Consider the following 15,570-nt stretch of genomic DNA (forward strand, 5'->3'; position numbering starts at 1 on the left):
GCTCTGCAAATAAAGAGCCATATCCGACCCCCGAATTTTATGAACGTTCCTTTTGATTTAACTGGCGCAAAACAGTTTCATGCATTTGCAAAGATAGTTTCATGCATTTGCAAAGCAAATGCGACTGTAAATCCATCAACCTCTACACAATCCGACTGGACGCGACAAACCCATCCACTAGAAAGTGCGAACTATGCCAGATTAAAACACCTTTCGATGAGAAAAAGAAACGTCAACGACATCCGGTTTTCGGCTTAACGGAAAGACGATAACACAAAAAACCGTCGAAATCAATCATCGGCCAGTCAAGTTCAACTGATTATATATCTAATCACCGGTTCCAGGTTTTGGCGAGAAGTATTTCTCCAGTTTTCCGGTAACACCATCCATTTCGGTTGCTTCGGGAAGCTGGTCCTTTTTGACGGTTATATTTGGCCATTTAGCCGAATATTCCATGTTGAGTTCAAGCCATTTTTCAAGTCCGGGTTCTGTATCAGGCTTGATTGCTTCTGCCGGACATTCCGGTTCACATACACCACAATCAATACATTCATCAGGGTGGATAACAAGCATGTTCTCCCCCTCATAGAAACAGTCGACCGGGCATACTTCAACGCAGTCAGTATATTTGCAGCGAATGCAATTGTCGGTCACAACATAGGTCATTTTTCAATCTCCAGTGTTCACGTCAAGCGCATTCCGACAAAAGCCTGTCACACTTTTAAACGGAAATGAAACGATAACAGCAATGAGTTAACGTTTTTGACGGTCGGTTTCAACCCCGCATATGCACCAATATGTTCACATTTCCTGTTTTAGAAAGCGCAACAAATGTCGTCTGTCACGCTTTGTCGGTCGTGGCCCCGAAGAAATGACATTTTCCTGTCTGTCTGTCGGACTTACTTCCGGCGTCAAATCTTCATAAAGCAATCTGGCTTCAGGAGCCGGCCCCCTACGCACGCCAAGCCCTGCAACTTTATAGACAACAACCGACCGTTCAAGACGAATAGTCAAAACATCTCCGACTTTTATGGAATAGCTCGACTTGTCAATCTTTACACGATTAACCCTGACCTTGCTGCCCTCGATCAGTTTGGCAGCAAGGCTACGCGTTTTGACCGTCCGCGAAAAAAACAACCACTTGTCCAGGCGCTGTTTAGGGACGGCCTCTTCAATCATTTTTTCAATTGGTCACGCAAGGCAGCCAGTTTTGCAAACGGCGAATCAGGATCAACCGGTTTTGACTGTGCCTTCGGTTTATGTTGTCTGTAGGAAGCATCGGCTTTCGGATTATTAAACGACGAATTTTTGCGCGGGCGTTGCTTGTCACGCCGTGGCTCGCCTGTTTTTTCTGCCCCTTCACCCGGCTTTTGCCCCGATTTTTCGCCCGACTTTTCGCCCGACTTTTCAAAGCGCTGCTCGGAACGCTTTTTCCTGTCATTGTTTGACCGTGACGGCCGATAATCGTGGCGCCCCTGATAATGCCAAAGCAAAACAGGTTTTTCCTCTTCTTCCGTCGTCTTTTTGGTAAAATGCGGCCCTACCGGTTCGGCATCCGGTGTTTTCGATTCCGGCTTTGACGGCGTTTTCTGAAGAGCCGCTGCGTTTATGAAATCGCCAACCGGTTCGGCAGGACGCACATTTGCGGCAACCGGCTTTGTTTCTTCTGTCGAAGCCTGATCGAATTCCTTGAGTTTCGCCAAAACTTCGGCTTTGTCTTTTTTATCGAACCGATAGCCGAGACTTTTGAGAATTTCTTCCATATCTTCGGCCGTTGCGCCAAGAATGGACATCATTGCCGGAGTAACCAGAAACTGGCGGCCATCATAAGCACCGTCCGGACGCGAACCGCTTCCCGGTTTCCAGTTTACTGCATTGCGAATGAGATCGGCGAGGCGTTCAAGAATATCGACGCGGACAGCGCGCCGACCAAGAATGCGGTAACCGGCAAGCTGGTAAAAGGTGGGGTTGAAAGCCGGGTCGACGACAACCGAGGTACGACCGGCTGCAAGCACCTGCAAAACATCGCCATAGCCCGGCAAATCCCTTGCATGATTTTTCAATGCCCATAAAAGCGTGATTGCTTGTGCCGGTGCAGGTTTCAGCATCATTGGCAGAAAAATATGAAAAGCACCGAACCGCGTACCAAGACGGCGCAGGGCAGCGCGTGAAATCTGGTCAAGGCTTTTGACTTCTTCGGCAACGTCACGACGCGGCAAAACGCCCAGATGTTCTACCAGACGGAATGCCAGTCCCCGTGTCATACCAACCAGCGCATCCGCATTGATAAGGTCAAAAAGCGGCTTCAATGCTGTTTCAAAATGGAAACTGACAAAACGGTCTACCCGCTCGGCGACTTTTTCTCGTGCCTGTCCTGTCAATTGTTCATCGGCAAGAAGGACCGCGCGCGGCTTTAAAATATCGTCGGTTGCAGCAAGACTTGCCAAAGGTTGGCCAATCCAGCGAACCACACCGTCCGAACCGATCGCAAAATCGCCATTGGCCGAAGCAGCCAACCGGTCTGCTTTTTTTTCAAATTCCACAGCCAATATTTTATCCGCAGCAGCCCTTAGAGCTTTTGCATCGGCACCTTCGCCATTAACATCGGCAATAAAACGAAACCCATCAAGTTTTCCAACATGATGTCCTTCAACAAGAACATCGCCAGTTTGAACTATTTCGGCATCCATCATCACATTCTCTCTAAGCCGCCTCATAAGTACGCTTGTTCTGCGGTCTACAAATCGTTTCGTCAACCTCTCATGTAGCGCATCTGACAATCTATCTTCAATTTCTCGCGTCTTTTCTTGCCAGTGTTGCGGATTGGTAAGCCATCCGGGTCGATGTGACACGAATGTCCAGGTTCTAATCTGTGCAATCCGATGCGATAAAGTGTCAATATTGCCATCGACTCGATCAGCTTGGGAAACCTGTTCGGCCAAATAGTTTTCATTAACACTGCCGCGTTTTACAAGATCACGGTAGATGTTGGCAATAATTTCTGCGTGTTGTGCCGGTGCTATTTTGCGATAATCGGGAAGCGCACACGCATCCCATAACAAGGAAACGCGTTCCGGACGGTCGGCAAGGCGGATAATGTCATAATCACGCGACAAATTATCAAGAGCTTGAACATCCACCGCCGGTAGTGCACGGGCAAGCCCTTCCAGAGGCGCGGCTGTTTCCAGCGATTTTCTCAAGCTGTCAAGCGTTGAAAAATCCAGACTTTCGCTTCGCCACTGGAGAACTTTGACCGGATCAAAATGATGTGATTCGATTCTCTCTACCAAATCTTTGTCCAAATCCGCGATTCGGCCGGTTACGCCAAAGGTCCCGTCACGCATGTGACGACCGGCACGTCCTGCAATTTGTGCCATTTCTGCCGCCGTCAAATCGCGAAACTGGTAGCCGTCGAATTTTCTTGTCTGCGCAAAAGCGACGTGGTCGACATCAAGATTAAGCCCCATACCGATTGCATCGGTCGCAACCAGAAAATCCACATCCCCCGATTGATAAAGAGCAACTTGTGCATTTCTTGTGCGTGGCGACAGCGCCCCCATGACCACCGCTGCCCCGCCGCGCTGCCGTTTGATAAGTTCGGCAATAGAATAAACGTCATCGGCCGAAAAGGCGACGATTGCCGTGCGACTCGGCAAACGGGTCAACTTTTTTGAACCGGCATAAAGCAATTGGGAAAAACGCGGACGACTGATAACATTCAGACCGGGCAAAAGCTTTTGCAAAATTCCTTGCATCGTCGAAGCGCCCAGCAACATTGTTTCCTGAGTGCCGCGCAAATGTAAAATCCGGTCGGTAAAAATATGGCCACGTGCCAGATCGCCGGCAAGTTGCACTTCATCAATGGCAACAAAAGATGCTTTGGTTTCCCGCGGCAAAGCTTCCACCGTACAAACCGAATAAGGTGCACCAAGAGGAATAATCTTTTCCTCTCCGGTAATGAGAGAAACGCGGTCAGGGCCAATTTTTTCGCTGATACGGTTATAAACTTCACGTGCAAGAAGTCGTAACGGTAAGCCGATCAATCCGCTATCATGAGCGAGCATCCGCTCGATTGCCAAATGGGTTTTGCCAGTATTTGTCGGCCCCAGAACGGCTGTTACATCACGCCCCGAAAGGATAAGAGGGGCTTTGGCCATCATCTACTCCAAATAATCAGTTTTGCCGGTTTGACCGCCAAAACATGCCTTAACGCCCTGTCAAACGATAAGCAAGCTTTACCATTTACAAGACATTAACCAACATTCTTAACCTCTGGAACACTACCGGAACGAATCGGCGACGAATCACCGACATTAGCATGTTCCTGCTATGTTCTTACAACATACTGTGTCGTTACAGAGGAGAGAAACCAAAATATAGCAATAAGGTCAAGGCGTAATCTAAAAAACCGGCGATTTGCTATTAACCATATATCGGACACCCGACGCGATATTCAATTGTCATAAAAATCTTGGCGACAAGAAAAATTCCGGCAAATCGGAAACCCACTGGTTCACTTCTTTACACCGTTTCCTTTGTTTCGTGCCAATAATCAGGTTCCCATCACCGTTTTTACGAATACATTCCCGAAACAGAAAATAGAATTTTGCTGCGGGCTTTTTGAACATCCCTGTTCGAGAAATAAAAATATAAAGTTTTTTGATTGTTACTTTTCGATCGTCCGGATTGGCAGTTATTGTTTACATGGTCAAACGGGCAGAAAAACCTTATTGCGGCATTAAAAATGCGCGCTTTACCTGAAACTTCACAAATTGAAAACGGAACAGAAAATTATTTGGCCTGAGACCGGACAAAGGAATCAGTTAATTAAAACGGCCGCTCCGGTTTCAAAAATAGCCGGCCTTCAAGCATCGGGGGCGTGAATCTTATTGGCAACCGGTTGGTCGATCATATTTTACAAAACGGGTAACCCGAAATCTCGCGAAACCGACTCACCGAAAACGCTAAAAAACAAAATGATCCCGGACATAAAAAAACCGGCCAACAGACCGGTTTTTCTTTAAATTCAAAAAGACTTCAGTCTTTCGGTGTCAGAACCTGACGGCCACGATACATACCGGTCTTCAGATCGATATGATGCGGGCGGCGAAGCTCGCCGGAAGTCTTGTCTTCAACATAGGTCGGAGCCTTGAGGGCATCGGCAGAACGACGCATACCGCGCTTTGACGGTGTCGTTTTTCGTTTAGGTACAGCCATGGAATTATACTCCAAATTTGCTTAAAACGTATCTGCCACCATAACCCGAAGCTATATCGGCAGACAAAATTATAGAAGGTTTGGCGTGCCTATACACTGATTATCAGGCTTTGACTAGACTGAAATCAGCATTTTTTATGAAATAGGCCGATATTGTGTCTCTTACAGGCTAAAAATTTCAAAATAAACAGTCGGGCTGAAATATTTTAAAATTGTTGTGGTCGATTTGGTATATAAAACCCGAACCGGTTTTTAACACGTGCCCGACACGCTTCCGCTTCGCTCACTGCTTGCAAATTCTTTCCGTTAACGTTGATGCCACCCCATTTTCGTGAGTAATGGCTTATTCCCGCAGACATTGCGTATAAGCACCCGATTGTCGCAAACGCCTTTCAATGAGCCGTTCAAGCCTTGTAAGATTGACTGAAGGACGTGCGGGATTACGCAGTTTCGGATTGGGCAATGTTACCGCAAGATAGGCAGCCTGCCGTGGATTGAGGCTTTTTGCCGAACGTTTGAAAAAATGTCGGGAGGCAGCTTCTGCACCATAAATTCCCGGCCCCCATTCGGCAATATTGAGATATATTTCCATAATGCGTCGTTTGGACAAAACAGCATCGGCAACTGTTGCATAAGGAATTTCCAGACCTTTTCTGAGATAAGACCGGTCATGCCACAAAAACAGGTTTTTCACCATTTGCATAGTAATGGTCGATGCCCCTCTATTAGGCCCGCCATTACGAGAAATAACTGTTTTCAATTCGTCCCAGTCAACGCCATTATGGAAACAGAATTGCCCGTCTTCCGACATCATAACCGCATAAACAAGATGAGGAGAAATATCTTCAATAGAAGTCCATTCGCGTTCATAAGGCGTGAAAGTGATTTTATCACGCAACATCAAAGTAGAAACAGGATGAATAAAAGGGAGCTTATAAAGAAGCAGCATGAAAAACGGCAAAGCCAGCAAAAACACCAATAGGTAAAGCGCCACGCGCAGTTTTCCTGAACGCTTTCTATGGAAACGAACTTGCGGGCTTTGGCTTTCAGACAACAATTATTCCTCGTTTAATAAACAACCTTCGTTTATATCAATATTGTCTCGTTTATAAGCATTGACGGCGACGTTTGAATGTTTCATGTGCATCTTGCAAAGAATAGAGGAATACTCAATGGAAGATTTTACCAATTTACTTGCCAGAAATGCCCGCCAGATTGGTGAAATGCTGGACGCGAAACTCTCTAACCATATCGAGTCGGGAGAGATTGCCCGTCCGCCACGCCTTCTCGCCGCAATGCGCCATGGCGTTTTGAATGGTGGCAAGAGATTGCGGCCTTTTCTTGTTATCGAGACAGCGCGACTTTTTGATGCCAATATCGAAGCAGCACAATGCGTTGGTGCAGCACTTGAAGCAATCCATTGTTATTCACTGATACATGACGATTTACCGGCCATGGATAATGATGATTTGCGGCGCGGCAAGCCTACTGTCCATAAAGCATTCGACGAAGCAACGGCCATTCTTGCCGGTGACGCATTATTGACAATTGCTTTCGATTTTCTCTCCGATGACAAATTGGAGCTTGATGCAAAAATCCGGCTTCAACTGATAAATGGTCTTGCCCGCAGTGCCGGTCTTGGCGGCATGGTTGGCGGGCAAGTACTCGACCTCGAAGCGGAGACGAAAAAACCTGATGAAAGCGGCATTATCACATTGGAAGCCATGAAAACCGGCGCACTTATTCGCTATGCATGTGAAGCGGGTGCTATTCTTTCCAATGCAACACGTGAAGATCGCGAAAGACTTTCCGAATTCGGCGCGGCAATCGGCTTGGCCTTCCAGCTTGCCGATGATGTTCTTGATGTGACTGCCGATACCGAGGCTCTCGGCAAGACCGCCGGTAAAGACATAGCCGCCAATAAAGCAACTTTGGTAGCCTTACACGGTGTCGAATGGGCAAAACACCAACTGGAAGGCCTGATGGAACAGGCTGATAGCTTGCTTGAACCATTCGGAAACAAAGCCGATATTTTAAGGGCGACTGCAAGATTTGTCATAGAGCGGAAAAATTAAGGGGGGAGCGGAAAAATTAAAGGGGGAAAGGAAAAATTAAAGGGGCGAACGGAAAAATCGACAGGAAAACCGAACAATTGACGGGGGTGAAGAACCGGCAGGAAAGGAACGATTGACGACAAAAAATCCGTCAAAAAGACATTCGTCGAACGCACACGATTTGTCATTCTAAACGCTAAAAAGTCGGCTAAACGCTAAAATGTCGGCTAAACGCTAAAAAGTCGGCCAAACGCTAAAAAGCCGGATGTTTTGAAAACGCACAATTTGCCACTATGCCCCTCGTTAAAACCGAAGACTTTGGAAAATATTGATGGCCTTTACTCTTGCTTCTGCAACCGAGCTTTTGGAAGAAATTAAAAAAAGCCGTTTTTTAACACGTGCTTTTCCGATCAATTCCGTGGAACAGGCAGAAGAGATCATTGAAACAGTTCGCAAAGAAGAAGCAACACACCATTGCTATGCCTGGAAGTTCCATCAGAATTACCGCTTCAACGATGATGGCGAGCCAACAGGAACTGCCGGTAAACCGATACTCAATGCCATTGAAGGCAGAAATTGTGATTGCGTTCTCGTCATTGTCACACGCTGGTTCGGAGGGGTTAAACTTGGCACCGGTGGCCTTGTTCGTGCTTACGGGGGCGGTGCGGCAAGAGCACTCCAGAATGCCGAACTCGTCGAGCTTGTGGACTGGCAAAATTTGACTTTTCACTGCCCTTTCAATCTTTTGCCCATTATCGAAAACGAGGTTCAGAATTTCCTTGCGCAAATTGAAAATCGGCATTTTGACGATTCCGGATGTGAATTGACACTGCGTTTGCCAAAAGCTGAACAACAAAACTTTATTGACTGGCTAAAAGATAAGAGCAGCGGCAAAATCCTGATTGATAGAGAAAACTCCCACTCCGACATGTCTTTCTAGAAGCGCGCTCCAAATTTATAAAACTCCGGTCATACAAAGATGACCGTCAATTTGACTGTTAGGTTTTTCTTTATTTCACTTGATTGACGAGCCTCCGATAGGCGACACGTTCAAAAACAATCGCTTCCGCTTAAAGGGCAACCGTTCCAGCTCTTCCGTGATCTGCCTTCCTTAACTCTCCGGTTTCCGGCTTTATCGGGCGAAGCACATTTTTTCATTCCAACAAAGCTTTTAAAACATTTTGAATTTTTAAACGCGTTCAAGCTCTTTCAACCCTGAAATAGGTAAACCGGGCTTTTCATCGTTTTTGATGACGACAAAAAGCAAACGACTTTTTTGCTGTTTGAAAAACTCACGCGAAAAACGCACCCTTCAAAGTTGGACACCCGTTTCAAGTGTCAACTTCATGGTTTTTGAATTGACGATCGCAAATCTATTTGAAACGTTCCTCGATATAGTCGGCAACCATCTGCTCGAATTCAGCCGCAATATTCGCGCCACGTAATGTTTTTACCTTTTTCCCGTCAATAAAAACTGGGGCTGCCGGCATTTCGCCGGTACCGGGAAGCGAAATACCGATATTGGCATGTTTTGATTCCCCTGGCCCGTTGACGATACACCCCATGACAGCAACATTAAGCGTTTCGACACCGGGATATTTTTCCCGCCAGACCGGCATGTTTTTACGAATATCACCCTGTATTTTCTGCGCGAGTTCCTGAAATACTGTCGAGGTGGTACGCCCGCAACCGGGGCAAGCGGCAACAGTCGGTATAAATTGCCTGAATCCCATGACCTGCAAAAGCTCTTGGGCAACCTGCACTTCACGGCGGCGGTCACCACCCGGTTCCGGTGTCAAAGAAATACGAATCGTATCGCCAATTCCCTGTTCCAGCAAAATACCTAGAGCTGCTGAAGAGGCAACAACACCTTTCGTCCCCATACCGGCTTCGGTAAGCCCCAGATGCAAAGCATAATCGCAGCGCTCGGCCAACATGGTATAAACGGCAACGAGATCTTGCACCTGACTGACTTTAGCCGAAAGAATGATTTTATCGCGACCAAGGCCGATTTCTTCAGCAAGATGCGCAGAAATAAGTGCAGATTGCACCACCGTTTCATGCATAACCTCGTCGGTCGAGAGAGGGCCACCTTTTTCGGCATTTTCATCCATTAAACGCGTGAGCAATTCCTGATCGAGCGAACCCCAGTTCACGCCGATCCGTACCGGCTTGTCATAGCGGATTGCAAATTCGATAATTTCACTGAATTGTTTATCACGTTTTTCGCGAAACCCGACATTGCCCGGATTGATGCGGTATTTTGCCAAGGCTTTCGCACAATCGGGATATTCGGCCAATAATTTGTGGCCGATATAATGAAAATCGCCGATGAGCGGAACTGTAATTCCAAGATTATCGAGCCGTTCTCTAATTCTTGGCACGGCGGCTGCCGATTCATCCCGATCGACAGTGATGCGTACCAGTTCGGAGCCCGCTTTTGCCAGTGCTGCAACCTGCGCTACTGTAGCATCTACATCTGCCGTATCCGTATTCGTCATTGATTGCACGACAACCGGATTGTTCCCCCCCACCATGACACCGCCAACATTGACGGCAACAGACTTGCGGCGCGGAAACGGTTTTGAAAAATATTCGTGCTTGTTCATTTTCGGATGATGTCTCTTTTCATTGAACGGTCGGGATAAACACATCGCCCCTTTATAACTGTTATAGCGGCATTTTCCCAACCGGAAATTAAAAAAGCTTTTCACTTTTTTGATGATTCACATTCCCGTTTTTATCAATCATCATTTTTATATATAACTATATATATGACATGGCAGATCGTTTATCGCACAATTTCCGCACTTTATCCGACAATTATTTTCCCTCCTGCAAAGCCTTGTATTTTTCCTCCCATAAGCCCGCGAAATTTTTCTTTACGAAAAATACCGGCTCTACCTGTTACTTTACACTGGAAGGAACATATTTTTGCATTATCTATTCTTATACGTGATCTATTCTTAGACGTGGAAATTCCCGGCCTTGTGTTCGACTTATACGGGGCTTCAAGCGCAAGGAGAAAACAATGTTTAATGTATTAAACGGCAGTGACACAAAAGAAAAAATCGAAAAACGCATTCAAGATCTGAAATCCGAGCTTCAATCACTGACACAATCGCTGAAACAACCTTTAACGAAGGGTGATGGTTTTTTCGAGAATACCGGTGAAATTGCCGAAACAATAAAAGACAAAGGCCGTCAGGCGCTTGATGTCGTTGGCGAGCAAGCCCACTATATCACAAAGCAGACAAAAAATTATCCGAAGACTGCTTTGGCAGTTGTCGGTGTTCTGGGCGTTGCAGCTTATTTCTTGTTACGACGTAAATAACCGGAACGATAAAAAATCGGATTGCATATGTGTTTGAATAAAATTTGTCTCACTAAGAGTTGAGAAACAAATTTTTAAAATGAGCGGCACATTCAAAAGGTCCGATTGGTCATATCTGATCGTGTAATGAAGATAGAAGTAAATAAAAAGCGCGTTAAACGCGCTTTTTTATCTTCCAGTCGCTTTCAGCTCTTTTGGCTTACTTTAGTTCTTTTCCGACTTTATTTTTCAATCCTTGACTTCGGAATAATTATAGCTTCCGTCCGGAGCCTTATACCAACGGTTCATAACAAAACCACCCTCTTTCGGATCGCCTTTCTCGGTAAAATCCAAAGGTCCGAGCACGGTTTTGAAGGGTCCTTTTGTTTTCAGGTATTGAGCCACTTTTTGCGGGTTTTGTCCTTGGGTTTCAATGCCTTCGGCAATAAGTTGCACAACCGCATAGGAATAAAGCGTGAATGCTTCCGGTTCAAATCCGCTTGCCCTGAAGGTTTTTACCAATTCGTCATTATCCTTATTGGCACGCGGATCGGCGTTGAAAGTGTTCATAACGCCGATAACGGCATCTTGGGCAGTCGCCGCAAGTTCATTGCTGGCAAAAGCATCCCCACCGATATAGACAGGTTTAACCTTCTGTTCCGCCATTTGGCGCAACATCAATCCGGCCGGTGTATAAAGCCCGCCGAAATAGACAACATTCGCGCCACTCTGCTTCATTTTTGCGATAATCGCCGAAAAATCCTTATCTTCGACATTGACACCGTCAAAGCTCAATTCGGTAACGCCAAGCTTGTTCAGTGTCTTTTTAACCTCTTCGGCAATACCAATTCCATAAGCGGTTTTGTCGTGGATAATCATGACCTTCGGATCAGGAACATGTTTTTTTATGAATTCACCGGCAAATGAACCTTGCTGGTCGTCACGGCCGCAAACACGAAACTGTAGCGGATAGCCCGATTCCGTCAATTTCGGATTGGTAACACCGGCTGAAATTGCCAGCATTCCGTTTTCATCATAAACAGTGGCTGCCGGAAGAGCGGCCCCTGAATTATAGTGTGCGACAACAAATTCCACGCCGTCACCGGCAAGCTTATTTGCGCCCGAAACAGCCTGTTTGGGGTCGGATGCATCATCGACAATTTCAATAACAAGCTTTTCGCCTTTTACTCCTCCCTTGTCATTGATATTTTTAACGGCCATTTCCGCACCGTGTTGAATTTGTGCGCCAATTGCCGCACTTGGTCCCGTAGCCGGAATCGCCACACCGATTTTAATATCGGCCCAGGCGCTGTTCATGAACGCACCAAGACCGATCGCCGCAACAGTTGTCAGTAAAGCCTTCTTCATTTCCGTTCTCCTCTTTTTCTTCATAAGTTGTAAAACATCCAAAGTATTTTTTCCAGACAACATCAAAGAAAAGCTTATTTCTTGTGCCAGCTAAAAGGCGACGATTTCTTGTAAAGCCAACTATATTGGCGAACCATCTGGTTGGTTCGGGTAAACTGGAAACCGAGGCTTGCAAAAATCAGCAAAACGACAAGATCGACAAGATAATAATGAAGCGATAATAGCGTCCCGTTAAAGGGGGGAATATAATGGATGAAGCGGATGGCGGCCGCCAGCGGTACCATTGAAACGAGTGCTACTTTCAGTCCGTGCCAGGTCAATGCACAGGCACGCCCTGTCATCCATGCAGCCCAGCCACCGAGGATTACGGTCACCAGAATAAAGACAAAAAGCGATGACTCTTCGTAGATGATACCTTGCATTTTTTCTCCCTAAAACTTCAAATAACGACAATTGTTTTTTGAAGACTTCAATTAGTGTCGGCCACCTTCAAGATAGGCTGCCCTGACTTTCGGATCAGCCAGCAATTCCGCGCCTGTTCCGCTCATTGTAACAGCACCATTCACAAGAACATAGCCGCGATGGGCAAGTTTCAATGCTCCGAAAGCATTCTGTTCGACCAGAAAAACGGTCAGTCCTGTTTCCTCGTTCAGTACTTTGATCGCATCGAATATCTGTTTGACAATGAGAGGAGCCAGCCCCAATGACGGTTCATCAAGCAAAAGAAGCCGCGGGCGGGACATCAGAGCACGCGCTATTGCCAGCATTTGTTGTTCGCCGCCTGACAAAGTACCACCGCGCTGCTGCAAACGTTCTTTCAAACGCGGAAATAATGTGAACATTTTCTCGACATCCTCGTCAAAATATTTGAGGTTGTCGATACTTGCGCCCATCTGGAGGTTTTCAAGCACGGTCATACGTGGAAAAATCCGCCGCCCTTCCGGCGATTGCGCTATACGTAATCTCGCAATTTCGTGCGTTTCCATATAGGTAATATCGCGCCCCTCGAAGAAAATTTGACCCGACCTTACACGCGGCTTACCGAATATCGTCATCATCAATGTCGATTTACCGGCACCATTGGCACCAATGAGCGTAACAATTTCGCCCTGCCGGACTTCGACGCTCACACCTTTTAGAGCCTGAATAGCACCGTAATAAGTTTCGATATTTTCGACTTTAAGGAGTTCTGGTGCATCGCTACTCATGAACGCTTTTCCTCTTGTTCCTGCAAGTCGGCAGAAATGATTTCTGTTTCGGAGATTTCAACACTTCCCGTTATCTCCCCGCCGGACGTAACCTCACCGGAAGCCGCCTCATCCTCGTCAACGCCAAGATAGGCTGCAATAACCTTCGGATCGTTTTTAACCATTTCCGGCGTGCCATCGGCAATTTTCGACCCGTATTCGAGAACAACAACGTGATCGGATATTTCCATCACCACCGACATATCGTGCTCGATAAGCAGCACCGATGTGTGCTCGACATCACGTATATTCAAAAGCAAATCATTGAGTTCCAGCGATTCTTTCGGGTTGAGACCGGCTGCCGGTTCATCAAGACATAGAAGTTGCGGCTCGGTGCACATTGCCCGTGCAATTTCCAGACGCCGCTGGTCTCCATAAGGGAGATCACCCGCAGGATCATCCGCACGATTGACGAGATTGATTTTTTCAAGCCAGATTTCCGCCTTTTTGATCGCCTCTTTGGCTGCCCGCTTATAGGAAGGAAAGCCGAACAGACCAAGCACGGTCATACCGGAAGCGCGCATCAACTCGTTATGCTGTGCGACAAGCAGATTTTCGAGAACCGTCAAACCGGTGAACAGACGTATATTCTGGAACGTACGGGCAACTTTTGCTTTCTTGGTAATCTCGTAATCGGCAAGTCGCTCCAACAGAAACGTTTTTCCTTCGTTTGTGTGGAGAGAAAGCATTCCGCCAGTCGGGCGATAAAAGCCGGTAATACAGTTAAAAACAGTTGTTTTACCTGCACCATTCGGCCCGATCAGCGCTGTTATTTTTCCCCGCTCGACATTGAAGCTCAAATCATCAACAGCAACAAGACCGCCAAATTGCATCCGCAAATGTTCGATCTGAAGAAGGGTATTATCGTCAGCCATCAGCCGTTTCCTTCTTTTGTAAAATCACCTGAAACAGCTTTCTTCACTTTCAGAAAAGCACTCGGCTCGCGCTTGCCGACAAAGCCTCGCGGCTTCCACACCATAACAAACACCATAGCCAGACCAAACCACAACATACGATATTGCGGCGGGTCGAAATCGGGCCCGAATATCATTTGCAGGGCGGGAACATCACGAAGCAATTCGGTACCGCCGATCATGACGGCGGCGGCAACAGCTATTCCGCCAAGTGAACCCATGCCACCGAGCACAACGATTGCCAGAATAATGGCCGATTCATCGAAAATAAAACTGGTATAATCGGCGCGCCCTTGCCTTGCTGCAAAAAATGCACCGGCAAAACCACCAAACATTGCGCCAATAGAAAACGCTGTCAATTTTGTTGTGACGGTATTGATGCCGAGCGAACGGCAGGCAATTTCATCTTCTCTCAAAGCTTCCCATGCCCGTCCGATGGGTAGGCGGCGCAATCTCACGACAACCCACGCCGTTATGACCACCATGACAAGAATGACGTAATAAAGAAATATCTTATAATGGGCGGCCTGAAAATTCAGCCCGAAAAATGCGGCAAAACCACCATCACCCTTGGTGAAAGGAATACCGAAGAAGGTTGCTTTTTGTACCGACAGTCCCGCAGCTCCACCGGTAACCGGCGTCCAGTTTTGCAAGATTGTGCGGATAATTTCACCAAAGGCCAGAGTAACAATAGCCAGATAATCGCCGCGTAATCTTAATACCGGAAACCCCAGCATCATTCCCCAAAGGGCGGCAAAAATACCTGCCAAAGGCAAACACAGCCAGAATGAAAAACCGAAATGGTTGCCAAGGAGCGCAACCGTATAGGCTCCCACTGCATAAAAGGCAACATAACCCAAATCAAGCAGTCCGGCGAGGCCGACAACGATATTAAGCCCCCATGCAAGCATCACATAAATCAAAATCTGGATCGCATAATTATCAATCCATTTTTGTGACTGCGCCAGATTGTCGACCACAAAGGTTGTAATAAAAAACGGATATACGAGTAATAAAGCAAGAATACATCCGGGCGCATATTTCTGAAAGCCGGGTGTTACCTCTCTTACTGTTATTCTGATCGCTTGTTGAAGCCCTTTGGCATAAAGAAAAATAAAGGCAAGCAGAACAAAAACAACGAGCACAATTCCCGTAATCAAGAGCTGATGTGCCTGAGCTGACAGATTATAAGTCGATTGGGCAGATGCGTCTTCATAATAAAGCCACGCACGATAGGCGACAAACAGGATGACCGAAGGAACAATTGCAAAAACCGCACCTTTCGTGCCGCCTCCAAACAGACACCACGTAAAACGCCCGACGCCGGCAATAATCACATAATTGATGAGATAGCCGATTTGCGGCGTTAGCGTCATCTCGTTTTTCAAATTGAGATCAGCCCTGAAACCGACGATAAAGGCAAATAGCAACAAGGCGATAAACGCTGTTATCAGACC

13 protein-coding genes and 1 pseudogene are annotated in these 15,570 nt (G+C 46.7%); 3 read left to right on the plus strand and 11 right to left on the minus strand.

Annotation, left to right across the window (positions count from 1 at the left end):
* Positions 1–327 precede the first annotated feature (327 nt).
* The 5 genes from fdxA to mtgA form a co-directional block, all read right to left on the minus strand.
* Positions 328–666, minus strand: coding sequence for a ferredoxin FdxA (fdxA, locus tag BBC0122_RS11850; protein ID WP_075869344.1), 339 nt, complete (start codon positions 664–666; stop codon positions 328–330).
* Positions 667–801: 135 nt separating this feature from the next.
* Entirely contained in the window at positions 802–1,179 is a 378-nt protein-coding gene (locus BBC0122_RS11855) for an RNA-binding S4 domain-containing protein (RefSeq protein ID WP_077994037.1), read from the minus strand.
* Positions 1,176–4,157 carry a DEAD/DEAH box helicase gene (locus tag BBC0122_RS11860; RefSeq protein ID WP_077994038.1) on the minus strand — a complete coding sequence of 994 codons (2,982 nt, stop codon included), beginning with the start codon at positions 4,155–4,157 and terminating at the stop codon, positions 1,176–1,178. The genes BBC0122_RS11855 and BBC0122_RS11860 overlap by 4 nt, the downstream gene beginning before the upstream one ends.
* An 880-nt stretch (positions 4,158–5,037) precedes the next feature.
* Positions 5,038–5,217 (minus strand): 50S ribosomal protein L32, encoded by a 180-nt coding sequence (gene rpmF, locus BBC0122_RS11865; protein WP_075869347.1) that lies wholly within the window; start codon positions 5,215–5,217, stop codon positions 5,038–5,040.
* A 343-nt stretch (positions 5,218–5,560) separates the two neighbouring features.
* Positions 5,561–6,271, minus strand: a complete 711-nt coding sequence (gene mtgA, locus BBC0122_RS11870) for a monofunctional biosynthetic peptidoglycan transglycosylase (protein ID WP_225868121.1) — start codon at positions 6,269–6,271, stop codon at positions 5,561–5,563.
* A gap of 118 nt (positions 6,272–6,389) precedes the next feature.
* Between mtgA and BBC0122_RS11875 the strand changes: the two genes are divergently transcribed.
* The gene (locus BBC0122_RS11875) at positions 6,390–7,292 is read left to right on the plus strand and encodes a polyprenyl synthetase family protein (RefSeq protein WP_077994040.1); all 903 of its coding nucleotides are present in this window, start codon (positions 6,390–6,392) and stop codon (positions 7,290–7,292) included.
* A 310-nt stretch (positions 7,293–7,602) separates the two neighbouring features.
* Positions 7,603–8,211, plus strand: a complete 609-nt coding sequence (locus tag BBC0122_RS11880; RefSeq protein ID WP_077994042.1) for an IMPACT family protein — start codon at positions 7,603–7,605, stop codon at positions 8,209–8,211.
* A gap of 433 nt (positions 8,212–8,644) precedes the next feature.
* On the opposite strand, the gene ispG is transcribed toward BBC0122_RS11880, so the two are convergent.
* The gene (ispG, locus tag BBC0122_RS11885; RefSeq protein WP_077994043.1) at positions 8,645–9,880 is read right to left on the minus strand and encodes a flavodoxin-dependent (E)-4-hydroxy-3-methylbut-2-enyl-diphosphate synthase; all 1,236 of its coding nucleotides are present in this window, start codon (positions 9,878–9,880) and stop codon (positions 8,645–8,647) included.
* A 422-nt stretch (positions 9,881–10,302) separates the two neighbouring features.
* On the opposite strand from ispG, the gene BBC0122_RS11890 reads away from it, so the two are divergent.
* On the plus strand, positions 10,303–10,605 hold the full coding sequence (locus tag BBC0122_RS11890) for a hypothetical protein (protein WP_077994045.1): 303 nt from the start codon (positions 10,303–10,305) through the stop codon (positions 10,603–10,605).
* Positions 10,606–10,833: 228 nt separating this feature from the next.
* On the opposite strand, the gene BBC0122_RS11895 is transcribed toward BBC0122_RS11890, so the two are convergent.
* From BBC0122_RS11895 to livM, 5 genes and pseudogenes are all read right to left on the minus strand, one after another.
* Complete coding sequence (locus BBC0122_RS11895; RefSeq protein WP_077994047.1) at positions 10,834–11,952, minus strand: branched-chain amino acid ABC transporter substrate-binding protein; 1,119 nt, start codon at positions 11,950–11,952, stop codon at positions 10,834–10,836.
* A 74-nt stretch (positions 11,953–12,026) separates the two neighbouring features.
* A complete protein-coding gene (locus tag BBC0122_RS11900) occupies positions 12,027–12,374 on the minus strand; it encodes a DUF6867 family protein (protein ID WP_077994049.1) in 348 nt (115 codons plus the stop codon).
* A gap of 51 nt (positions 12,375–12,425) precedes the next feature.
* Positions 12,426–13,160 (minus strand): ABC transporter ATP-binding protein, encoded by a 735-nt coding sequence (locus tag BBC0122_RS11905; protein ID WP_077994054.1) that lies wholly within the window; start codon positions 13,158–13,160, stop codon positions 12,426–12,428.
* Between the two features lie 5 nt (positions 13,161–13,165).
* Positions 13,166–14,074, minus strand: a pseudogene (locus BBC0122_RS11910) (ABC transporter ATP-binding protein); the annotation flags it as partial.
* Positions 14,074–15,489: a high-affinity branched-chain amino acid ABC transporter permease LivM gene (livM, locus tag BBC0122_RS11915; RefSeq protein WP_369805705.1), complete on the minus strand. Its 1,416-nt coding sequence runs from the start codon at positions 15,487–15,489 to the stop codon at positions 14,074–14,076. The gene livM and the pseudogene BBC0122_RS11910, both read right to left, overlap by 1 nt.
* Positions 15,490–15,570: the final 81 nt, after the last annotated feature.

Origin of the sequence: Ditibartonella choladocola (assembly GCF_002007565.1) — a bacterium.
GTDB classification, from domain to species: domain Bacteria; phylum Pseudomonadota; class Alphaproteobacteria; order Rhizobiales; family Rhizobiaceae; genus Bartonella; species Bartonella choladocola.